Source organism: Microcoleus sp. Pol1C5 (genome assembly GCF_036701115.1).
GTDB lineage: Bacteria > Cyanobacteriota > Cyanobacteriia > Cyanobacteriales > Microcoleaceae > Microcoleus.
In genome coordinates, this window is the sequence record NZ_JAUBQE010000003.1 from 67,298 (window position 1) to 91,068 (window position 23,771).

Below are 23,771 nucleotides of genomic sequence, written 5' to 3' on the forward strand. Positions count from 1 at the left end.
AAAGCGATCGAACTTCCAGCACCAATCTAGAACTCACCGCCTCATCGCTACTAAAGCAAAGCACGGCCCGTGAGGAGTGTGAGGCTGATCGAAGTTGATGCGGATGTCGGTTAAGCCAAAATAGGTCAAACATGACAGGATATCTTCACGGCTCATCCAGTTACTAAATCGACTGCTGCCGCCACAGAAACCAGTAGCTTTTACTTCACCTTTGTATTCTCCATATTCCTGACGGTAAAGCATATGTTTAAAGCTTTGATACTCAGCAGCAGTCTTCTCGGCAAACCTTGCGGAAAGGGAAGGAGTGCTGCGGACTATATTCTCGTCATAGTAGTGAGTCCATATAAAAACTCGGTCTGAAACTTTAGCAATCAAGCCGATCAGCTCAGCAGGGTTTGTCATGTGGTACAGTATGCCGCTGGCGAAGCAAGTATCAAACTTGCCGGGATTTAACCGCAGATATTCTACACAATCACCGCAAAGAAAGCGAGCCTTGCGAAGTCCTACAGCTTCTTTAACAATTAGGCATTTTAGATAAGCGCGAGTGCTGGCCTCAACTGCCGTAATCGATGCTGCTCCCAGTTTCTCGAGCATATAGGTATGTCCCGCTTCCAGCGGCCCGAGTTCGAGGATTGTTTGACCTGTAACTCCTCCTAATTGCTCAATAGCCCAAGTGATGCGAGCATCTTCAAACAGTCCGCTTTGTCCTGCATTTAGTAATGACAAATCCCCTGGCAACTTAGATGCCCATTCACCTGGAAAAATATCCAGCGTATTCTGTACGCTAGGGGCGGACTTAACATAATAATCTGGGATTTCCATACTGTTATGACGATGGGGTTGTTTATGCGAAAAATAATTTGTTGCTGGCTTTTGGATTCTCTAACTACGAGAGAGATAGAGAAAACTTTCTAATCAATATAAATCACCCCCGCTCTTTTTTAAGAAGGAGATGAAAACCAATTGATGGCCTGGAGTAACTCATTTTCATCGGTCACTTTTGAATAAGCTGGTAGCTGGTATCGCTGAGCAAGCCGATTAGTAGTAAAGGTACGCTTAGGGTATACAGTTGGCTCTTGATAGTCATGGCGGACTTCGATTATAACTGCAAATTCACTCACAATACCTTGATAATGCTTGAGAGCAAAGTCAATCTGAATTTTGTTTCTGTAGAGTTCTATTAAAGTCCTCGGATCTACAACATACACAAATTCCTTAAGCAGCCATCTGGCACCGAGAGCTTGTCCCCAGAAGTCTCCAAACCATACACAAAGGTGCATATAGTGATCTTCATTCCAGTAACTCGTATGTCCAAAAACAAAAGCTGAGTTTGTCCAGAGATAGGGTGTCCAAAACTCTAGCTGTGCTCTATCAATACAAACACGACTAATTTCGCAGAAGAGCGGTATCACTGTATTTGGGCTCAGATGTTCTAAAAAATGAGAAGAGTGAATATATTCAACGCTCCGACTTGCAAATGGCAACTTCTCAGTCTGCAAATCTATTACATAGTCAACACCAGGTTGTTGAACATAATCCAATCCAAGAGTTCCTGGTTTTTTGTTGCCACCACAGCCTATATCAAGTTTAAGATATTGCACAAGCTACTCCTTTGTTCTTTTTCTGAGAATACAAATAAGTTCTCCAAAATTTTCTTGGCAAAGTTTAATATCAAAACCAAAAAATAGATTTTTTTGACAGTATTCGAGAAATTCTGGGAAAGTCTCTGCTGTCCAGACGTGAAAATGAATGCTGTAATCTATGTCAAGTAAATACTGCATCCGCTCAGCCACCTGTGCTTCAGGAAATTTGTCAACTAGCCTGACATACTCTTCATAATGAGGCAGTCTTGACCATTCCGGCCCTTCTTTGTAGTCCCTAATTAGGTGGTCGAGGGAAGTCAGGGGGCGATCGCGATCGAATGTATAACGTTTGTCCGGCACACCCATGTACACAATTCCTTCGGGTTTGACAACTCTCAAAAAGTTTACCAAAGCGCCGATAGGGTTTTGACAGTGTTCTATCATGTGATTGGCAATGACAAAATCCCAGGAGTTATCTTGTATGGATGAAAGAGTTTCACCGTCATCTATGATATCAACATCTGCTAGATTGACCTCAGCTAGTTCTGGGTACTGTTGCCTTAATTCTTCTACCGACATCCGATCTATGTAATGAACTTTAACGCCTGCTGGAACTTCGAGGGGAGCATTTAGCGGGCCCACCTCAATTCCCTCACCTTTTAAGTATTGAGAAGCTATTTGTCTTCTTTTTGCGTACAGATCCATAATTTATTGTCTTGTTTTGCGATTTGGGATTTGACTCCTCAGTACAGGGTGGAACCCGATCGACCTTTCTAGTTTACCCGATCGCGCGTGTTGGTGGATCGCTTGAGTGCGATCCTCTTGGTGTGTTGATTTTTGGGGTAATATCTCTTGTTAAGCTCGATGGCTTAGAGCTTGGGGGCTATCGCCCATCTATAATACCTGGTGCGTGCGGGAACATCCTCAGATGGCTGAAGTCTGATATCCTTGGGAAAGCAACGGCTTGAGTTCATTGGGAGTTCATTGGGGGCGACCGGGCAAAACTTTCCCTAAATTGTGATAAATTTCTAAGCAACCATTAGACATCGACCAAATTTTAATTTCCGCCTACACAGGAAAATGCTTGCAGACTCATTCTCTGAGAAGTATCTTCTAGGAATATCTTGTCTCAGACTGAAGAAAACTAAAAAAACACTATTGGGCTATATTTTTCTTTATAGAGACGGGAGTACACTGGAATACAAGTGGTAAAATGTTTCCTTGGTATCTAGTAAAATCAGCATGAATAAAGAAAGACTAGAAAATATTAAAGGTGATTTGGAGCGTTCGCAATTAAAGCTAAAGCAAATTCGAGATGAACTAGAACAATCGTCTGATACTAATCTTCAAAAAGCAGTCAACAAAAGTGACCCAATTATCAACACTACAACAGAAAATAATTCATCTAATCGATTATTGTTATCCAGCGAAAAACCTAACGCAGGTTTGCATAGAGAGTCTGTTGGAGGAATGTGGGACGAAATAGGTAAATTACAGTTTGATTTTATTTTAAACCAGGGATTAAAACCCGATATGAAGTTTGTTGATATAGGGTGTGGATGTTTTAGGGGAGGAGTTCATTTCCTTCGTTATCTCAATAGTGGGAATTACTACGGTATAGACATGAACTCTTCCCTTATAGATGCTGGATATCAACAAGAACTAGATGTTACAAACAGAAACAAGCTGCCTAAAAAAAATTTGTTAGTTAACGAGCACTTTGAATTATATTTATTAGGAGTAGAATTTGAATTTGCTCTAGCACAATCAGTGTTCACTCATCTTCCGCTGAATCATATTCGACGCTGCTTGTTTGAACTCGCTAAATGTGTTAAACAAGGAGGTAAGTTTTATGCAACGTTTTTTGAGTGCTCATCAGAGTCACTCTATACGTTGACAACACACCAACCAGGTGGAATAATCACCTATATGGATTCAGATCCTTATCACTATCAGTTACAAGACTTTGTTTGGTTAATCAAAGGACTACCGTGGACACTAAGTTACATAGGTGATTGGAAGCATCCAAGAGGTCAAAAAATGTTATCTTTTACTAAAATGTAAGCAATGTTTGATGAAAGTAAACTTATCGACGAGCCAAATATCTTTCATTCTTATATTGCCTACACTCATTGTTCAGGAGTTTGTTGAAAAGTCTCTTGAATTAGAAAAATAAAGCTTACATAATAGGAGTTTAGACAACCGATGAACAATCATAGCACAGCAAAATCCGAGATCTTGGTGATAATCAGTATGCACCGTTCTGGTAGTTCCTTGACAGCATCCTTGCTTCAAAGTGCTGGCTTGCACATTGGTCGCAAGTTACTCGGAGCAGATAGTGTCAACATCAAAGGTCATTTTGAAAATATTGATTTTTATGAATTTCACAGGGGGGTGCTGCGTTCGCAAGCAATTATGGAGGATGGTTGGACTTTACAGGGAAAAATAAATGTTGAAGATCGTTTTGTAGAACAAGCTAAAGAAATAGTAGCCAAAAACTCTGTGAGTAGAGTATGGGGATGGAAAGAACCGCGCACAACTTTATTCTTGGATTTCTGGTCTGACTTGTTGCCAGAAGCGAAATTTTTGCTGATTTATCGTTCTCCTTGGGAAGTAGTAGATTCTCTTTATCGTAGGGGCGATCCTACTTTTCAAGAGCACCCTGAATTAGCCTTGAAAGTATGGCATCAATACAATCAAATAATCCGTGATTTTTACGATCACTTTTCTAATCGTTGCCTTCTCGCCAATATTAACACCATAGTCAATTTTAAAGAATCATATATTAAAGCAATAAACCAGAAATTCAAGACTAACTTAACTGCTCCTGAATCAACGGTTTATGACCCATCCTTATTTCACGCTCAACCATTAGACAGCTATCGGCCTAGCTTGGTTAATCATTACTGCCCAGAAGCAGTAGAGATGTATCAAGAACTCGATGCTAGGGCATGGTGGCCGGATGAAAAACCGAATTTTTCTTGGCGGGAACTAATAAAACCAGTTTACAAGGCTGAGGCTTTTCAGGAGTGGGTGAATACTAGCAACCAGGAAAGAGAAAATAAAGCACTGCGAGTCCAATTGCAAAACTTCCAGTCTCAACTGCATCAAACTCAGGGGGAATTGGAACACTCCCAAACTCAACTGCATCAAATTCAGGGGGAATTAGAAAGGTCCCAAACTCAACTGCATCAAACTCAGGAAAAATTCGCATACTCGAAATCTCAACTGCATCAAACTCAGGGGGAATTGCATCAAACTCAGGGGGAATTGCATCAGACTCAGGTGGAATTTAAAAGATCGCAGTCTCAATTGCATCAGACTCAAAGGGAATTGGAACACTCCCAAAATCAACTGCATCAGACTCAGGAGGAATTGGAAAACTCCCAAACTCAACTCCATCAAACTCAGGAAGAATTCGCATACTTGAAATCTCAACTGCATCAAACTCAGGGGGAATTGCATCAGACTCAAGTGGAATTTAAAAGATCGCAGTCTCAACTGCATCAGACTCAAAGGGAATTGGAAAACTCCCAAACTCAACTCCATCAGACTCAAGCGGAATTGGAAAACTCCCAAACTCAACTGCATCAGACTCAAGCGGAATTGGAAAACTCCCAAACTCAACTGCATCAGACTCAAACGGAATTAAAGAGATCGCAGTCTCAACTCGATCAGACGCAGGAAGAATTGGCGCAATCGCACTCTCAAGTTTACCAAAGCCAGAGAGAATTAGAACAGTCACAGATACAACTGCATCAAAGCGAGGCTTTATTAGAACAGTCACAGGCTCAACTGCATCAAAGCGAGGCTTTATTAGAACAGTCGCAGGCTCAACTGCATCAGAAGCAAGAGGAATGGAACCGATTGCAGACGCAACTTTATCAAATTCAGGAAAAATTAGAACAATCTCAGACGCAACAGCATCAAATCCAGGCAAAAGTGCAACAATTTCAGATGCAACTTCATCAAACTGAAGAGCAATTGAAACAGTCTCAGACTCAACTTCATCAAACTCAAGAGCAATTACAACAGTCTCAGACTCAACTTCATCAAACTCAAGAGCAATTGCAACAGTCCGAAATACAACTGCATCAGACTCAAGGAGAATTAGAACTATCCCAGTTTCAGCAAGCTTTAGGCAACGATAAAGATGGACAAGACCAGATGCAGTACAAACTTTTAGTTTGGGAGGCGTGTCGCGCTTATCACAATAAGGCTTTGACTAAGATGCAGGAGTGCTTGCAGCAATCTTTAAAATATACGCCTTTTTCAGGAACCCAAACCGTTAATGACTGGTTAGAGAGTTTTGCTAAGTTTTCTTCAGAAAAAGGTTGTGAACTTGATACCTATTCGCTGACTAACTCAGAAGAGTGGAAACAATTAATGGGTCGAGCCGTTAGAGTTAAGCCAATACTAGGCACAAGTCGATTTGTGGGACAGACATAGAATAAAAATTCAGGTGAATCGAACCTTAGTCACCCAGTAGAGCCTTCTCTAATCTTTGGTAATACTGGGTAAAAAAACTAGGATCGAGTTCTATAGCCTTCAAGTAAGAAGCAACAGCTTCACGATTCCGAGCTTGTTTGGCTAGAACTCTGGCTAAATTGTGGTGAGACCAAGCAAAATTAGAATCAACCTCAATAGCTTGGCGGTATGAACTAATAGCTTCTTCAAGATTTCCCTTGGCGGCCAGGGCATCCCCTAAGTTGTGGTGAGACCATACAAAGTTTGGGTTCAGCTCAATAGCTTGATTGTAGGCAGTGATAGCTTTGTCAAGAAAACTTTTTTGTTGAAGGACATCCCCTAAATTATGGTGAGAGCCAAAGTAGTTTGGCTCGATATAGATAGCTCTTTGGTAGGCGACAATAGCCTGATCTAGATTACCTTGTTTTTGCAGAGCTTCACCTAACTTGTGATGAATTTGAGCATCCTCTGGGTTAAGCTCAACAGCTTGGCGATACCAGGCGATCGCATCTTCTAAAGCATTGTTTATTAAAAAAGCTTCCCCTAACTTCTGGTGGATTTCAATGTCATCGGATTTGATTGCAAGTGCCTTTTGATAACAAGCAATGGCCTCATCCACACGATTTTGCTCTAACAAAATATTGCCTAATGGTTTGTATAATTCATACTCGTCTGGCTTAATCTCCAGCATCTTTTGGTAAATTTCGACATTCCTTGGGTTAAGTTCAATCGCCTTGCGATAACACTTTATCGCCTCATCTAAATCCGACTGAACTTTTTGTTGAAGAGAAGGGATACAAGATCGCTGTTGTAGAGCATCTCCTAAATGGTGATAAACCACATCCGAGTCGGGGGCTAGCTCAATAGCTTTGCGATAGGAGCCGATCGCTTCATCCCAGCGCTGAAGTTGAGCCAGAGCAAATCCTAAATGGTCTTGAGATTCAAGAGAGTTTGGTTCAATCTCGACAGACTTCCGGTACTCAGCTACAGCTTCGTGCCACCTTTGCTGTGTCGCTAAGGCATCGCCTAAATGAAAGTATACGGTAGCAACGTTGGGGGCAAGAGCGATCGCTTTCCGATAACAAGCGATCGCCTCCTCCCACCGCTGCATGAGCGACAAAGTATGCCCCAAATAGTGGTGAACGATCGCCGAATCCGGTTCCAACTCAGTCGCCTTCGTGTAAGCCGCGATCGCCTCCTCCCATTTACCTTGTGCCACTAAAGCCGTTCCCATTTTATAGTAAGACCAATGCACATCAGGCTTCAACTCAATCGCCTTTCGGTAATAACCCACGGCTTCGGCTAATTCATTCTTACCCTGCAAAGCCTCTGCCAACTTCAGGTACAAATCTCCCTCGCCCGGATTCAGCTCGATCGCATGACGCAAGCAATCAATCCCTTCATCAACCCGTCCCAATCTTGCCAAAGCCTCCCACAAATTTTGGTAAGGCAAAGCTGATTCCGAGTCAAGTTCGATCGCTTTCCGCAAACAACTTACAGATTCATCCAGTTGACCTTGCAAGCACAAAGCCTTACCCAAACTATTATAAAACTCATAAAAATCTGGATATATCTCCACAGCTTTGCGGTACGCAGCCACTGCCTCATCGAGATTCCCCTGCTGTTCCACAACCTCCCCTAAATTGTGCCAATACCAGGCAGAATTCGGGTTGAGTTCGCAGGCCCTGCGGTAGCTTTTCTCAGCGCCCTCCCACTGCCCCAATTTCGCCAAAACTTCACCCAAATTGTGGTAATACCAGGAAAAGTCCGGGTTGAGTTCCGTACAGCGCTGGTAGGCGGCTGCTGCTTCCTCAAATTTACCCGATTGTTTCAGGATGTTGCCTTGATGAAAATAATTAGAAGCAGTTTCTTCGTGTACTTGTAAGGAGTTATTCATAATTTCCTACCGGAGATTTAATTTTTTTTAGCTTGGTTGAGGCTGGGTTTATAACTACCTTGTATCTGAGAACTTGCACCAATGTCAATCTTCAGGATTCTCGCGCGGGGTGGGAGCGGTTTTTTTAGTATTTGGGTATTCCTTGAAGCTATAGGTGAACCCGCCTCTACAGGTTTTTGACATTGGTGCCGTCCGGTGAATTGTATCGGTTTTGTGTCTGAGTCACAATCCTCTCGAGCCCCCCTAGCCCCCCTTAGCAAGGGGGAAGAGCGTTCAACGTCCCTCTTCTTGAGTCTGAGTCACAATCCTCTCGATTCCCCCTTGCGACCCTTAACAAGGGGAAAGAGCCTTCAAAGTCCCCCTTTTCAAGGGGGATTTAGGGAGATCGAGACTTGGGTACAAACCAGAAATAGAGAAGGCTGGAGGCTTAAGTTCACACCCTAAACTCATGGAGATGTTCTTAATTCGTCGGCCGCCAATTCTCGTCCTCCAATCTGATACCGCTGTCTTGACAAGCTCTGGTTAAATGGGGGCTGTAGTAAGGGTCATTGTCAATATATTTTTGCCACCTGCTTTCCATCAGCTTCGATTCCTTCCTCAGCCGCTCTTTCTTTTCAGGCGAGTCCTCGTAACCCCGGCTTTTAGATTCGTGGTGGTAGAGAACTACATGAGGCAGGTAAATATTGCGGTACCCTTTCTCTAGCATTTTCAAACACAAATCCACATCATTGTAAGCCACTGTTAGTTCTTCGTCAAATCCCCCAACACTTTCAAATACTTCCCGGCGACACATTAAACAGGCAGCAGTTACCGCTGAAACATTGTTCATGCCTACCACATTCCCGAAATACCCTGGTATTGATCGTGGCATATGGTAATAACTGTGACCGGCAACTCCGCCGCCGAGTCCCATCACCACTCCCGCGTGCTGGATTTTGTTGTCTGAATATATCAACAAATTGCCCACAGCCCCGATCGAGCTTCTCTGAGCTTGTTCAACCATCCCGTCAATCCAATCGGGAGTAATTACCTCTGTATCGTTATTCAAAAACAGCAAGTAATCTCCCTCCGCCTTGCTAGCAGCGTAATTGTTAATCTTAGAGAAATTGAACGGAATATCTAGGCGATAACTTTTAAACCTCGCTGATTCCTTAGCCCTCCATTTAGCCAGAATTTCCGCCGTGTGTTGCTCTTGACTGCCGTTATCGATGACGATAACTTCGTAGTTGGGGTAGACACTCTTAGTAAAGATAGACTCCAAGCAATTGTCCAAAACATCGCCTAAATCCCGCGTCGGAATAATGATGCTGACCCGCTTGTAATCCGCTATTTTGTAGCGTGCAATAAAGTGTCCCAAAAAGTAGGGAACACCTTCAATTTTCCCCTGTTCGCCCCGGCGTTCGATCGCCTCTTGCAAAGCTTTTTGCCCTGCATCATAGGCATAGGGTTTAGCCTCTACACCGCCAGCAGCCGAACCCGCGTGCATTCTCCAGTGGTAAAGAATTTTAGGGATGTGAAATATTTTGTCAGTTTTTTCTGTAAACCTCAAAACCAAATCATAATCCTGAGCTCCTTCAAAACCCGGTCTAAAACCGCCGATTTCATTGATTAGCGATCTCCTGTAAGTTCCCAAATGGCAAGTGTACATCCGAGATAAAAATGAATCCGGACTCCATTCTGGCTTAAAGAAAGGATTTATCAGTTCTTGATCCTGATAAATCTTGTCTTCATCTGAATAAATCATGTCCGCTTCCGGATGCCGATTCAGCAACAGCACCACTTCATACAACGCCTCTGGTGTCAGTGTATCGTCGTGGTCTAATAAAGATACAAATTCACCCGTCGCCAACTCCAAAGCAGAATTAGAACAGTGAGAAATGTGACCGTTTTTTGTTCTGTAAGCTACTTTTATCCGGCTATCTTTAGCTGCATATTCTTGCAAAACTTGCTTGACATGAGGCGCGGTTGATGCGTCATCCGCAATGCACAATTCCCAATAAGGATATATCTGATTGATAACTGATTCTATTGCTTCCTGCAAATAATTTTCTGGCGTATTGTAAGCCGGCATGACGATGCTAATAAGCGGCTTGTAGTTAAAGATTTCTAATGTTTCAGCCATTTTCCGCAAGTCAGCTTCTCTGGGGCTGTTCTTAGCGCGCCACTTCGTGTAAGCTGGGTCTTGACCGAGGAATAGCGAATCTCGTAAGTTTTGATAATCCAAACCAAAAAGTTTCGGATCGAGTTTGCTCGCCGTCTGATAAGCTTCCAGAGCTTCCGAAAGCTTGTCTTGTTTAGCTAAAGTTTTTGCTAAATTGTGGTACGACCAGCCAAAGTCAGGAGCAACCTCGATCGCTTTCCGATAAGCAGCAACAGCTTCATCAAGGCGACCTTCTTGTTGATATACATCCGCTAAGTTGTGGTGGGACCAAACAAAATTTGGATTCAGTTCTGCCGCTTTCTGATAGCTTTTAATAGACTCATCAACTTTACCGATCCATTTCAAGACATCGCCTAAATTGTGGTGAGTTCCAAAGTAATTGGGATTAATTGCAATTGCTTTGCGGTAGGCGGCCACAGCCTCGGCAAATTTACCTTCTTCTTGCAGAGACGCCCCTAATTCGTGGTACTCGGTAGCTACCCCAGGGGTGTGTTCGATCGCATTTCCAGAGTGTTCGTGAACCGCGCGATCGCTCTTTTTCGCCCCCCTACTTACACCCTTTTTTTTTAACACCTCTTCTAACCGCTCAGAAATAGCCTTGTCATCAGGCCGAATCTGCAACGCCATCTGATAAAAGACGATCGCCCCATCCGGCCAACTGTGCCGCACCAAAGCATCGGCCAACTCAACATAAAGGTCAGCATCATTCGGCGCAATCTCCAGCGCCTTGTGATACAACTGCACGTCATCACGATTCTCCTGAATCGCCCGCCGGTACAAACGCATCGCCTCTTTCAAATCCCACTGCGATCGCATCCTCAAAGCATCAGCCAACTTTTGCGAAAGCCACGGCAAATCCGCCTGAATTTCGGCAGCGCGGCGGTAAGCGGCGATCGACTCATCCCACCGTTCCAGCTTCTCAAAAGCCGTTGCCATGTTGTAATAAGTCCACGGAAAATCAGGATTTAACTCGGCCGCGCGCCGGTAAACATCGATCGCTTCCTCCCACCTTTCCATTTCTAGCAGCGCGTCGCCCAATTTGCTCTGCGACCAGAAGAAATTCGGATTAACTTCGTTAGCACGCCGGTAGGCAACAACCGCCTCATCCCACCGTTCCAAATTCACCAGCGCTTCTGCTAAATTGTTGTGTGCCCAAAAATGGTCGGGATTGAGTTCGATCGACCTTTGATAAGCCGAAATAGCCTCATCCCACCTTCCCAGTTTAATCAGGGCGTCTGCTAAATAGTTGTGCGACCAACTGAAATCTGGATTTAATTCTGTTGCTTTGCGGTAAGACTCTACAGCTTCTTCCCACCGTTCCAACTTCAGCAGCACATCTGCTAAATTGTTGTGAGACCAGCTAAAATCTGGATTTAATTCGATCGCCTTGCGGTAAGCATTTACCGATTCCTCCCACCGTTCCAACTTAACCAGCGACTCAGCTAAATTGTTGTGCGACCAAGAAAGATCTGGATTGTTTCTAATAGCATTAGTGTAAGCATCTACCGCCGCTTCCCACTGTTCTTGACCCTTAAGAATTTCGCCCAATTCGTGATAAGCTGCGCCAGCATTTGGGTTCAACTCAACCGCGCGCCGGTAACACTCAATTCCCTTATCTACCTTACCTTGCTCGATCAAAGTTTTGGCTAAATTCTCGTGTTCCTCAGCGGTGCCGGATTTGGGGTCGATCGCAAATGCTCGATACCAAGCCTCAGCCGCCTCCTCGGACTTGCCTAACTGACTTAACAGTTTCGCAAAATTGCGGAAAGCACCTGCAAAATCAGGTTTCAGGGCGATCGCCTTTTCGTAAGCAGAAACCGCTTGCTGCCACTGTTCTTGCTGCGCGCAAATGCTGCCGTAATTAGCATAAGCTTCGGCAAAATTTGGGTTAATTTCTATTGCTTTGACATAGCAACTTTTAGCTTCATCAATTTTTCCGCCAGCTTGTAGGGCGTTACCCAGCATTTTGTAAAGCGGCGCTTCCGGCTTAATTTGCAGTGCCTTCTTGCAAGCTGCAATCGCCTGTTCTAATTTGCCCTGAGCAAAATAGCCTTCTGCCAATATTTTGTATGCTTCTGGATCTTCTATATTAATTGTAGAATTAACTGGCTGCTGCACTGGCTGCTGCACTGGCTGCTGCACTGGCTGCTTAACTGCGGTTGCTGCCGGCTGCTGCTTAACTGCACCGTTTTTCGCAGTTGCACCCGCCAAAGTTTGCTGTCCCTCACTGCCGTTTCTCGCATGAGCTGCGTTCAGTTCAATAGCTTTGCGATAATATGCTGTCGCTTCCTCTAACTTGCCTTGTTTTTTGAGCGCTTCTCCCAAGTTTTGGTAAGCTGTCGCCACATTAGGATTTAATTTTATGGCGCGATCGTAACAGGCGATCGCTTCGGGGTATTTTTCCTGCCGAAAAAAAGCGTCGCCCATATTCAAGTGTTCCCCCGGCGCTACTTTTTCCGGTTCTAAACTAAATGCTTGATACCAGCACTGCTGCGCTTCTTCCGGTTTGCTAATTTGTCCAAATACTTTTGCTAAATTCCGGTATACTCCCGCGAAATTCGGTTTAATCGCGATCGCCTTTTGATAAAATCCGATCGCCTCCTGCCATTTTTGCTGCTGCGCGCCAAGACTACCTAAATTCGCGTATACTTCCGCAAAATTCGGTTCTATTTCAATCGCTTTTGCGTACCAGTGCCGCGCCTCTTCCATCCTGCCTTGAGCTTGCAGCGCGTTGCCCAAAGTCTTGTAAGCCGGTGCAAAATTGGGGTGAATTTTCAAAGCTTGTTCGCAGGATGCGATCGCTTCTTCTATTTTTCCTTGGGATAAGTATGTTTCTCCCTGTTGGTTAAATTGAACCGCTGTTGATTCTGTATTCACTGTTGATGGCATATGGGCGGCGGCTCCAGAGGCAGGAATTAAATAAGGTAGTCTAAACGTTTCACAATTATACTCGCGTTTGACACTAAGAGTAGCGGGCTTGTTCCCCTAATTCTTAATTTTTTTGATTCCCGCTGCTGGCGAGGAACCGGGATTATCGGCTAATTTTTTGATTTTACGGCTAAATATGTAAGAATCAGTACGGTTTCTGGCAGATTTGCGCGCCCGTCGCGACTTTTGTAGCTTCTGGTCGATCGCCCGTTTTGTAAAGCAAAGTAAACACGGCCGGTTCTTGCTTGTGGGAGGCTTTCTTGTGGACTGGGCAAGGGAGATTGCACCCTTTTGTATAGGCTTTTTACCGGCGGGCTAGAAGCCGACCCCACAAGAAAGAAATTCACTCTTTGTGGAACACGCATCTTGCCTGTTTTTGAGAAGGGTGCAAGATGTGCGCTCTAGCCCAAATTAGAATAGCCTTTTTAGCAAAAAACGATCGCCCTTTTGCGAGAAAGCGATCGCCCTTTTTTTTCTACAATTAGTTAACAACTATTAGCAATTACTAATTAAGCTGCTGCGGCTGCGTCTTCTTCTGCGTCTTCGGCTTCAGAACCTGCTTGAATTCCCAGCACGGTAACAACCACCTGATCTGGTTCGCCGAGAGCTACCACTCCCGCGGGCAAAACTAATTCGTGAATGTGCAGCGCATCCCCAACCTTTAAATTAGAAATATCTACTTCAATTGCTTCAGGAATGCTGTCAGGTTTGCACTTAACTGCTAGTTGCGTCAGCACGGTATCCAAGATGCCGCCTTCTAACTTGACGCCGACAGCTTCGCCGACAAAATTCAGGGAAACTTCAACTTCCAGACTGTCTTGAGTTGCCACGGAGAAAAAGCTCAGGTGGTAAGGATAGCCCTTCCAAGGATGAACTTGAACTTCACGCAGCAAGGTTTTTCCGCTCCAAGAGAGGTCGGGAATGCTGAGGTCAATTAGGGTATTGTTGACTACGTGCTTTTTGAGCAGGTGTTCAACTGTTTTGGCTTTGATGGTAAGGGAAATGGATTCAGAGCCTTTGTGGCCGTAGAGGACGGCGGGAATCAATCCAGAGCGGCGGAGGGCGTTAGGTTTGCTGCCTTCTGCCCGCTTTTGACATTCTACTGCGAGTTCCATTTTATGACTTTCTGTTGATTGTTTTTACATTTTATCAAATTTATGCTACAGCGATCGAAGTTAATTAAATTCGCTGAATATTTGATAATAATTGGGAATTGGGAATTTGGCTATTCTCCGAATCTCGGTCTCTTCAACTCACCCAATCTCCCCATCAATATTTCCCAATCTAAAATCTCAAGCCTAAAATGGTTGGGCGGGATGGCCGTCTGCAGAAAGCAAAGCGCGTTTCGGGCCGTGAATCGGGTCTTCTACAATAATAGTTTGGTCGCGGCTGGCACCGAGAGAAACGATCGCGATCGGCACTTCCATCAAATCTGCCAAAAACTTTAGATAATCCAATGCTTGCGGCGGTAAATCTTCCAAATTCCGGCACTCTTCCGTAGACTGTTTCCAACCGGGAAGGGTTTCGTAAATAGGTTGGCACCGAGCAAAGATTCGGGAACTTTTCGGGAAATCAACACATCTTTCGCCGTCAATTTCGTAAGCAACGCAAACTTTTATTTCTTCTAATTCATCCAAAACATCTAGTTTGGTAATTGCCAGACAGTCAAGGCCGTTGATGCGGACTGCGTAGCGGCCGATTACCGCGTCGAACCAACCGCAGCGGCGTTTTCTGCCCGTTGTCGTGCCGAATTCTGCACCTCTCTCGCCCAAAACTGCTCCTATTCCATCTACCATTTCGGTAGGGAAGGGGCCTTCTCCGACACGGGTTGTATAAGCTTTTGCTACGCCAATTACGCGATCGATCGCTGTCGGGCCGACTCCGGTTCCCACACAAGCCCCACCAGCGATGGGATTGCTCGAAGTAACGTAAGGATAAGTACCGTGATCTAAGTCTAATAAAGTGCCTTGCGCGCCTTCAAACAGAATATTTTTCCGCTTGTGAATTCCCTCATAAATCTTCAGGGAACTATCAACTACGTGCGGCCGCAAACGTTCCGCATAAACTCGATATTCATCAATTACGTCTTGCGGATTTAGAGGTGGCAAATTGTAGAGTTTTTCTAGAAGGACATTTTTACAATTAATCGTCCATTCCAATTGTTCTTGCAACCCGTCCAAGTCCATTAAATCGAGCATCCGAATGCCAGTGCGTTCCGACTTGTCGGCGTAAGTAGGGCCAATGCCGCGTCCCGTCGTCCCGATTTTATAATTTCCCCGCTGCGTTTCCGATGCTACATCAATTAATCGATGATAGGGCATCGTTACGTGAGCAGTTTCCGAAATCATCAGCGAGGCCGTCGAAATATTCAGTGCCTCTAGCTGGTCTAACTCTGCAATTAAAACTTTGGGGTCAATGACCGTGCCGCAGCCGATGATACACTCTTTATCAGGGTAGAGAATCCCGGACGGAATTAAGTGCAGCTTGAAAGTCTGACCGTTTACTACCACGGTGTGACCCGCGTTGACGCCCCCTTGGTAGCGGACAACGATATCTGCGGATTTGCTGAGCAAATCGGTAATTTTGCCTTTTCCTTCATCGCCCCACTGGGCGCCGATCACAACTACGTTAGCCAAGGGTTTCTCGCGTTCAGTTCAGGTTGACACAATCTCCGATTATGTACGAACGTGTCCCGGATGTCAAATAAATTTTTGTTACAATTGAAAGACTTGAGGCTGTATTGCTCTCATCAACCCGCTTCCAGCACTATCGGGGGACTTGGGAAGGGAGAGCCCGAGAGGGGGAGAATGGGAGAGGGGAGAATGAGACAGGATTTGATGAGTTTTTATGGGAATCCAATGTGCAGCTTAAATGTGGAACAGTTTACCTGCTGGAGGTTGTTGGCTGGTATGGCGGAAAACCCGGTTTCTGGCCACTGATGCGTATAGGACTAAATTACAAATTCTTCAATCCTTCAATTCTTCAATCCTTCAATTCTTTCAATCTAAAATCTAAAATCTAAAATCTAAAATCGCATGACTTTACACGCTGAGTTGCACCGCCATCTGGGTGGTTCTGTCGTTCCTAGGGTGCTGTGGCGGTATTTCGATCGCCACAATGCTGAGATGGTTAATCGATTTCAAAAATACTCGGAGTTTGAGGAGTTTTACACTCGTCCGCGCAATACTCTCAATGAGTATTTGGAACTGCACACACTGGTAGAAAGCGTTCAAACTGTTGAGACGTTGCCTTATTTCATCTATCGATTGATGCGGGGCGCTTACGTGTTTGAAAATCTGGCTTATTTGGAGTTGCGCTATACGCCTTATTTGCGGACTCCAGAACATTTGGATCAGTCAGAACGCATTGATTTGATGGCAGAAATTGTACAAGTTGTGGGCAAGGCAAGTCAAATTAGCGATTGTCCGATTGTTACTAGCCAAATTTTGTGTATGCACTCGCGTTTACCCTATGAGGTGAATCGAGCGATCGTAGACTTGGCCGCACAAATGGGAGAATACGTTTGCGCGATCGATATAGCTGGGGGCGATGATTGTATTGGCGAGCGTTTGGAGGAGTTTGTCGGATTGTACCAGTATGCGAGGTCGATCGGCATCAAAACTACTGGCCACCTGTACGAAACTACCTCTGGCTGTTATCCCGAACTTCTGCCCTATCTGATGCGTATCGGCCACGGGATTCAAATTCCGTTAAAATATCCCGAACTGCTGCCAGAAGTCGCGCGCAGGGGTCAATGCTTGGAAGTTTGCCCGACTACCTATCTCAAAACGGGGACGTTGCAGGATATGCGCGAATTGAAGGTTGTGTTCGATCGATGTTTTGAAGCTGGCGTCGATATTGCCATTTGCACCGACAACGCGGGATTGCACAACGTGCGATTGCCTTTCGAGTACGAGAATTTATTGACTCTGGATATCATTGATTTTCGGCAATTGCAAGCGTGTCAAGAAGCTGCTTTCCGCCATGCTTTCGCGTGGCCCTACGGGGAGAGGCCTGTGAAAATGCTAACTGGTTTGTTGCAGCATGAGTCTGTGGAGGCGATCGTTAATTAAAGAATATCCATTTAATGAACCGCGAAGGCGCGAAGGAAGAGAAAGAGGAAGATAGGTAGATGTTTTTAGGTAAAGACTCTACTTGAAAATGAGAAAAAGCTCTTTGTTCTCTTCCTTCGCCCTCTTTGCGTCTTCGCGGTTCGTTTAAAAGAGATATTTGTAAAATTATAATAAGTGTCTGGCGATCGGCAATCGGTAGCAAGTTATAGTTTGGAGGCAGAATCATCAATATAAAAAAATAAAAAAACGATGACAAATATGGACGCTTACTGGATGCCTTTCACTGCCAACCGACAGTTTAAAGCGAATCCGCGAATATTGGTTTCGGCAAAAGATATGCACTTTACAAGCGATGATAACCGCTCAATTTTAGATGGTACTGCGGGGCTGTGGTGTGTGAATGCAGGGCACGCCCGCGAGACAATTGCCGAAGCGGTTAAACAGCAGGTTTTGCGTTTGGATTACTCTCCGGCTTTTCAGATGGGACATCCAGGTGCTTTTGAATTGGCGGAACGTTTGGTAAAGATGATTCCGGGCAATTTCGATCGCGTTTTCTTTACTAATTCGGGTTCGGAATCTGTAGAAACTGCTTTAAAAATTGCAATTGCTTATCACCGGGTGAAAGGTGAAGGAACTCGCCAAAGATTAATCGGTAGGGAACGCGGCTATCACGGCGTTGGTTTTGGGGGAATTTCTGTCGGCGGTATCGGTACAAACCGCAAGTTTTTTGGCAGTTTGCTCACGGGAGTCGATCATTTGCCTCACACTCACAATCTCGAACACAATGCTTTCAGCCGCAAACAACCGGAATGGGGCGCGCATTTGGCGGATGAATTGGAGCGGATTGTCGCTTTGCACGATGCGTCTAATATTGCAGCGGTAATTGTCGAGCCAGTGGCTGGTTCTACAGGGGTTTTGATTCCACCGAAAGGTTATTTGGAGCGGCTGCGGGCGATTTGCGACAAATACGGAATTCTGCTGATTTTTGATGAGGTAATTACCGGATTCGGGCGACTAGGCTCTAGTTTTGCAACGGAATATTTTGGGGTGGTTCCCGATATTGTGACGGCGGCTAAAGGTATAACTAACGGTACGGTGCCGATGGGCGCGGTGTTTGTGAAAGAAGGCATTTATGATGCTTTTATGAATGCTCCTGAAAATGCGATCGAGCTTTTTCACGGTTATACTTATTCGGGTCATCCTGTGGCTTGTGCGGCTGCTTTGGCGACGTTGGATATTTATGAGGAAGAAAGGTTATTTGAACGAGCCGATAAGATGGCTGGTTACTGGGAAAATGCGCTTCATTCTTTGAAGGGGGTGCGGCACGTAATTGATGTCCGCAATCTGGGACTGGTGGCGGGTATTGAGTTGGAATCTATTGCTGGGAAACCGGGGAAACGGGCTTTTGATTGTTTCTTGCAGTGCTATGAAAAAGGGTTGCTGATTCGCAGTACGGGTGATATTATTGTTTTGTCGCCACCGCTGATTATTGAAAAAGAACATATCGATAAAATTGTGGAAATTTTGACAGGGGTTTTGCAGGAGATGGAGTAAAATTTAACGAACCGCGAAAGCGCGTTAGGCGAAGCCGCGCGTAAGCGCTAGGACGCGAAGGAGGAGAAAGAAGAAGATGCAGTTCTTCCTTCGCGCTGTTTGCGTATTCGCGGTTCGTTCAAATAATTAAAAAGCGCTATAATAATTAACAACTAATGACGAATGACGAATAACTATGGTGCAATTAACGGCAAAAATTTCTGCTAACGAGTTAGCAAATTTGGCTGTAGATTTGATTCGTAAAACAGGTTGCGAGTACGGTGATGTGCGTTTTTGCACTTACCGAAAGCAGAATCTTTACGCGCGCGATCGATCTTTAAGTCAACTGTCAGATAATGTAAGTTCGGGTTTTGGCGTGCGGGTGCTTCTAGACGGCGCTTGGGGGTTTGCCGCCAGTCACAGCAAAACACCCGCAGAGGTTGCAAGAATAGTCGCTTTGGCTGTAGAAATCGCTAAAGGCAGCCGCTTAACTCAGAAGGAACCGGTGCGGTTAGTACCAGTCGAAAAATATGTCGATACCTATGTAACTCCCATCGCCATTGACCCTTTTTCTGTACCAGTTGCTGAAAAAGCTGAACTGCTGCTAACTATCAACGAGAAGCTGCTAGCACACGGCGCACAAGGCATCAAAAAAGCTGATTCTTTTTTGCAGTCAAGCCGCGAAGACAAGGTTTTTGCTTCTACAGAAGGCTCGCTAATCGAACAAACAATCTACCGCAGCTATCCGGGCTTTGACTGTACGGCAATTGCGGGCGGCGATGCCCAAAGTCGCAGTTACGAACGCCCGCCCCTGAATATCGGTTACGAACATATTAATCCCGATGATTTGTTGAGTCAAGTTGAAAGAGTTGCTGCCGAAGCTATTGAGAAAGTCCGCGCTCCTAAAATCCCTGCTGGTATTTGCAAATCCCTGATTCTTAAGCCGACAAATTTGTTTTTGACAATCCACGAATCAGTAGGACATCCAACTGAATTAGACCGGGTTTACGGCTACGAATCTAATTTTGCTGGCACGAGTTTTGCTACTACTGATAAGTTAAATAAACTGCAATACGCTGCACCTTGGGTGAATTTTAAGTGCGATCGCACTCAACCGGGCGGCCGCGGTACAATGGGTTACGATGATGAGGGCGTAAAATCACAAGATTGGTACGTTGTCAAGGATGGAATTTTAGTTGATTATCTCACTGACAGAGAGACGGCTTATCGCCTCGGACGCGGTAGCAGCAACGGTTCTGCTTACGCTGACAGTTGGTCGAGCGTGCCGATGGTGAGAATTCCCAATTTGGGATTGGAGCCGGGCCCGGATGGCGGCAGCCATACTGCTACTTTGGCAGAGATGATTGCGGATACGGAAGACGGGATTTTAATCGACGGTATGGGTAGTTATTCGATCGACCAGCAGCGGCGCAATTTTCAATTCGGCGGCGATGCTTTTTGGAAGGTGGAAAAAGGTAAAGTGGTCGGTATGTTGAAGGATGTAACTTATCAGGCGATGACTACTGATTTCTGGAATCAAATAGATGCGATCGGGCCAGCTTCGGAGCTGGTTCAATGCGGTACTCATATATGCGGAAAGGGCGAGCCGATGCAGGTTGCTCAAATGACTCACGCTTGTGTGCCGGTGCGAGTGAGGGATATTCAAATTGGGTAATAGGGCATGGGGCATGGGGCATCGGTTCTTAGTTATTAGTTAATTGCTAACAATGCCCAATTCCCAATGTCCAATTTGCAATGCCCAATTCGCAATGCCCAATTCGCAATGCCTAATTACTAATCATGATTGTAACAACATCGCCCGCAAGTTTAAGTGAAGAGCAAGCCTTATCTGTAGTAGAAAAAGCAGTCAAATTATCCAAAGCAGAGGAAGTATTTGTAAGTCTCTCTACTGGCGAAGAATCTCTTTCGAGATTCTCGGAAAACCAAATCAGCCAAAATATCAGCAAAACTGTATTTAACCTGAGCATTACTAGCTATTTTGGCAACAAAAGCGCCTCTGCTGCTGTTACAGAATTTTATGAAGATGCGATCGCCTCCGCCGTCAAGCGATCGGAAGAATTGGCCCGAATTGCGCCGGCAGACCCCGAATGGATGCCGCTGCTGCCACCTCAAACCTACGATTTGCGATCGCCCGCATTCGACGCAGCAACCGCAACTGTATCGCCTCTAGCGCGGGCAGAAATGGTGCAGCAAGCCTGCGCGAGATCCTCCCAGGGGGGCGCTCATGGTTCGGGCACTTTGAGCACTGAGGCGTCGCTGTACGCGATAGCCTCGTCAACTGGACTCCGCGCCTGCAACCAGTCTACACAGGCAGATTTCAGCTTGACTGCTCGCGTTGAAGACGGTTCTAGCTGGGCGAGGAGCACTGCTTGGAGTATCAACGAATTGCCCATCGCCGAATTAGCAGAACAAGTGCTCGATCGGGCGATCGCATCTCGCAACCCGCGCCCCATCACTCCCGGCGTTTATCCGGTAATCCTTGACGGCGCTGCTTTTGCTGGCTTGCTACCGTGGGTGATTTGGGGGCTGGATGCGAGGGCGGCGGATGAGGGACGATCATTTATGTCGATCGCCGATGCAGAGGGAAAACCAGCGGGAAACCGCGCGGGGGAACAACTTTTTAGCCCGTTAGTCCAAGTGCAGCGCGATCCGGCTCATCCTTTGCTGCGATCGAATACTTTTTTCGGCGACGGATTGAGCAATAACTATTTGGAAATCATCAAAGATGGCGTCCCTCAAAGTTTGTCTTATTCCCGCTACTGGGCCGCACAAAAAGGCAAAGAGGCAAAAGGTGCTTATTACCCGATCGTGATGACAGGTTCCGACCAAAGTTTAGCAGATTTAGTTGCTCAAACCGAGCGAGGAATTTTCGTCAGTCGAGCTTGGTACGTGCGCTACGTTAATCCGAAAACATTGGAAGTAACGGGGATGACTCGCGACGGTACTTTTTGGATTGAGGATGGCAAAATTGCTTACCCGATTAAAAACCTGCGTTTCAATCAAGTTTTACCTGATATGTTGCGCGATGTGGATGCAGTTAGTGCGGTGAAGCGTTACGGCGGTAGTGTCGTGCCCGGAGTGCGCGTGAAAGCTTTTAATTTCACGAGTATTACTGACAGTTTGTGACTTGCAAGGGTGAGGTGCGCGGAAACTCACCCGGAGGAGGTGGGTTTTTGTGTCGGTAAGGTCGATCGGGTGCGGGTTCGGGCGATCGCCTGTTAACAAAGCTGTTCGGAAAATTAGTATTTTTTTTACCGAGGCATCTAGCTTAAGGTAGAGTATTGTTTGTGAGAGTTAGGATTTAAACCAGCTACTATCTAATTTAGAGCGATCGAGAAAAAGCAATTACCAATTACCAATAATCAATGAATCAATATTTTGCTACAGTTGCGCGCGGTTTAGAAACTATTGCCGCTCAAGAATTAGAACGTTTAGGGGCCCAGGATGTCAAGCCAGATTTTACAGGGGTTTATTTTGCGGGCGATCGCGCTTTATTGTACCGCGTCAATCTGTGGTCGAGAACTATTTTTCGAGTGCTAATGCCGATCGCCGAATTCCGGTGTTACAACTCGGATATGCTCTACCGCGAAGTGCAAAAAATCCCTTGGGACGAATACTTATATCCCGACAATACTTTAGCAGTAAACTGCACCGGCGGCAACGAAAAGTTGAACCACACTCACTTTACAGCTTTGCAGGTCAAAAATGCGATCGCCGACCAACAGCGCCTTCAATTTAACAAGCGTTCTAATGTTGATGTAGAGCATCCCGATTTGCAAATTAACCTTCACATTCATCAAGATAGAGCTATTTTAAGTTTAGACAGTTCTGGCGGTAGTTTGCACCGCCGGGGATATCGACCGGCGATGGGGCTTGCTCCCCTCAAAGAAACCCTAGCTGCGGCTTTGTTGGAGATGGCAGAATGGACGCCAGATTTGCCGTTTTTAGACCCAATGTGCGGTTCTGGAACTTTGCCTTTGGAAGCGACGTTAAAGGGCTTGAATATTGCACCGGGATTGTTTCGAGAAAAGTTTGGATTTATGAGTTGGCGGGATTTTGACGAACCTTTGTGGGATAAATTGTGGGCCGAAGCTGAAAATAGTGAGTTACCGGAGCTTAAAGAGGTGATTGCAGGGTGCGATCGCGATTCCGATATGTTAACTCAAGCTCGCACTAACGCGCAGCAAGCTGGTATTTCCGGTAAAATTCAGTTTGCTCAAACCGAGCTATCTCAGTTGGAAGCACCTGCAGACAGAGGCGTTCTGATTTGCAATCCTCCCTACGGAGAAAGGCTGGGAGATGCTAGCGAATTAGGAGATTTGTACAAAATGTTGGGGGATATTTTCAAGCATCGTTTTAAAGGTTGGAATGCGTTTATTTTGACGGGAAATAAGGAGTTGGGGAAAAAGGTGGGACTCAGGACATCGCGGCGAATTCCAGTTTTTAATGGCTCGATTCCGTGTACTTTGCTCAAATATGAACTGTATTAGAGGATCGGAGCCGGGAAAATAGCGGTAATGAGGAAGCTACTGCAAAAGTGGAGAACCAAGAAAGCAGAAGATAGGTGACAAGGCAGAGAGAGGCACTAATAGTAAAGGAAAAAAAGAATATCTGCGGAATTAAATGGCTCAACAATAATCAAATTCACATACCGACAGGGGAAATTATTTCACCTTGATCGGAGGTGTATCACCGCTCATCCCTCCATCGGCAAAAAAGAAACGTGAGCCGAAACAATCTTCCACCCTTGAGGAAACTTGCGCCACATCTGACTCTGCCGCCCCAGCCGCACCACTCCATCCATCGCACGGCGAAATTCCAGCGTCACAGCCGCCGTGTCTGCATCGAAAGTCACGACTTTGAGGTTGAACATTTCTCGATCGACATTTACAGGCGATCGCCCTTTGCGAAAAGCCCTCACCTCATCGCTCCCGTACAGGTTCTCCGTCACCCCAAACCGCACGACTTCCGGCGCATCCCAGAACAAATTATCGAGAGTTTCAATATCGTTCGTACAAAGAGCTTTTTCGTATTTTAAATATAGTTCAGTTAACTCAGCCACCACAGCAGAATCATTGATAACAGTCATAAATTATAGATTTTAAAAC

The 23,771-nt window shown here is 45.5% G+C and carries 15 protein-coding genes; 7 read left to right on the forward strand and 8 right to left on the reverse strand.

The genetic code is table 11. From position 1 onward, the window contains the following. Nucleotides 1-33: 33 nt before the first annotated feature. The 3 genes from QUA23_RS02470 to QUA23_RS02480 all read right to left on the reverse strand — a co-directional run bounded on the left by QUA23_RS02470 (nucleotide 34) and on the right by QUA23_RS02480 (nucleotide 2,288). Nucleotides 34-822, reverse strand: a complete 789-nt coding sequence (locus QUA23_RS02470) for a class I SAM-dependent methyltransferase (protein WP_333073004.1) — start codon at nucleotides 820-822, stop codon at nucleotides 34-36. A gap of 119 nt (nucleotides 823-941) precedes the next feature. Next, entirely contained in the window at nucleotides 942-1,601 is a 660-nt protein-coding gene (locus tag QUA23_RS02475; protein WP_333073005.1) for a hypothetical protein, read from the reverse strand. A 3-nt stretch (nucleotides 1,602-1,604) separates the two neighbouring features. Continuing rightward, nucleotides 1,605-2,288, reverse strand: a complete 684-nt coding sequence (locus QUA23_RS02480) for a methyltransferase domain-containing protein (protein ID WP_333073006.1) — start codon at nucleotides 2,286-2,288, stop codon at nucleotides 1,605-1,607. A 537-nt stretch (nucleotides 2,289-2,825) separates the two neighbouring features. Between QUA23_RS02480 and QUA23_RS02485 the strand changes: the two genes are divergently transcribed. Both QUA23_RS02485 and QUA23_RS02490 read left to right on the forward strand, forming a co-directional pair. After that, nucleotides 2,826-3,647 carry a class I SAM-dependent methyltransferase gene (locus tag QUA23_RS02485; protein WP_333073007.1) on the forward strand — a complete coding sequence of 274 codons (822 nt, stop codon included), beginning with the start codon at nucleotides 2,826-2,828 and terminating at the stop codon, nucleotides 3,645-3,647. A 189-nt stretch (nucleotides 3,648-3,836) separates the two neighbouring features. Then, nucleotides 3,837-6,032, forward strand: a complete 2,196-nt coding sequence (locus QUA23_RS02490) for a chromosome partitioning protein ParA (RefSeq protein WP_333110291.1) — start codon at nucleotides 3,837-3,839, stop codon at nucleotides 6,030-6,032. 25 nt (nucleotides 6,033-6,057) lie between these two features. On the opposite strand, the gene QUA23_RS02495 is transcribed toward QUA23_RS02490, so the two are convergent. The 4 genes from QUA23_RS02495 to QUA23_RS02510 form a co-directional block, all read right to left on the reverse strand. Continuing rightward, entirely contained in the window at nucleotides 6,058-7,947 is a 1,890-nt protein-coding gene (locus tag QUA23_RS02495) for a tetratricopeptide repeat protein (protein ID WP_333073008.1), read from the reverse strand. A 460-nt stretch (nucleotides 7,948-8,407) separates the two neighbouring features. Further along, nucleotides 8,408-12,997 carry a tetratricopeptide repeat protein gene (locus QUA23_RS02500; RefSeq protein ID WP_333073009.1) on the reverse strand — a complete coding sequence of 1,530 codons (4,590 nt, stop codon included), beginning with the start codon at nucleotides 12,995-12,997 and terminating at the stop codon, nucleotides 8,408-8,410. Nucleotides 12,998-13,545: 548 nt separating this feature from the next. Continuing rightward, a complete protein-coding gene (locus QUA23_RS02505; protein WP_333073010.1) occupies nucleotides 13,546-14,151 on the reverse strand; it encodes a 50S ribosomal protein L25/general stress protein Ctc in 606 nt (201 codons plus the stop codon). Nucleotides 14,152-14,334: 183 nt separating this feature from the next. Beyond that, nucleotides 14,335-15,672, reverse strand: a complete 1,338-nt coding sequence (locus QUA23_RS02510) for an adenylosuccinate synthase (RefSeq protein WP_333073012.1) — start codon at nucleotides 15,670-15,672, stop codon at nucleotides 14,335-14,337. A gap of 399 nt (nucleotides 15,673-16,071) precedes the next feature. On the opposite strand from QUA23_RS02510, the gene QUA23_RS02515 reads away from it, so the two are divergent. From QUA23_RS02515 to QUA23_RS02535, 5 genes are all read left to right on the forward strand, one after another. Further along, nucleotides 16,072-17,109, forward strand: coding sequence for an adenosine deaminase (locus tag QUA23_RS02515; protein WP_333073013.1), 1,038 nt, complete (start codon nucleotides 16,072-16,074; stop codon nucleotides 17,107-17,109). Between the two features lie 249 nt (nucleotides 17,110-17,358). Beyond that, nucleotides 17,359-18,663, forward strand: a complete 1,305-nt coding sequence (locus QUA23_RS02520; protein WP_333073014.1) for an aspartate aminotransferase family protein — start codon at nucleotides 17,359-17,361, stop codon at nucleotides 18,661-18,663. A gap of 175 nt (nucleotides 18,664-18,838) precedes the next feature. Next, entirely contained in the window at nucleotides 18,839-20,317 is a 1,479-nt protein-coding gene (locus QUA23_RS02525; protein WP_333073015.1) for a TldD/PmbA family protein, read from the forward strand. 125 nt (nucleotides 20,318-20,442) lie between these two features. Beyond that, a complete protein-coding gene (locus QUA23_RS02530) occupies nucleotides 20,443-21,789 on the forward strand; it encodes a TldD/PmbA family protein (protein WP_333073016.1) in 1,347 nt (448 codons plus the stop codon). 239 nt (nucleotides 21,790-22,028) lie between these two features. After that, nucleotides 22,029-23,153, forward strand: a complete 1,125-nt coding sequence (locus tag QUA23_RS02535; protein WP_333073017.1) for a THUMP domain-containing protein — start codon at nucleotides 22,029-22,031, stop codon at nucleotides 23,151-23,153. A 206-nt stretch (nucleotides 23,154-23,359) separates the two neighbouring features. Here the strand turns inward: QUA23_RS02535 and hpxZ are convergent, their stop codons facing one another. Further along, nucleotides 23,360-23,752: an oxalurate catabolism protein HpxZ gene (gene hpxZ / locus QUA23_RS02540; RefSeq protein WP_333073018.1), complete on the reverse strand. Its 393-nt coding sequence runs from the start codon at nucleotides 23,750-23,752 to the stop codon at nucleotides 23,360-23,362. Nucleotides 23,753-23,771 lie beyond the last annotated feature (19 nt).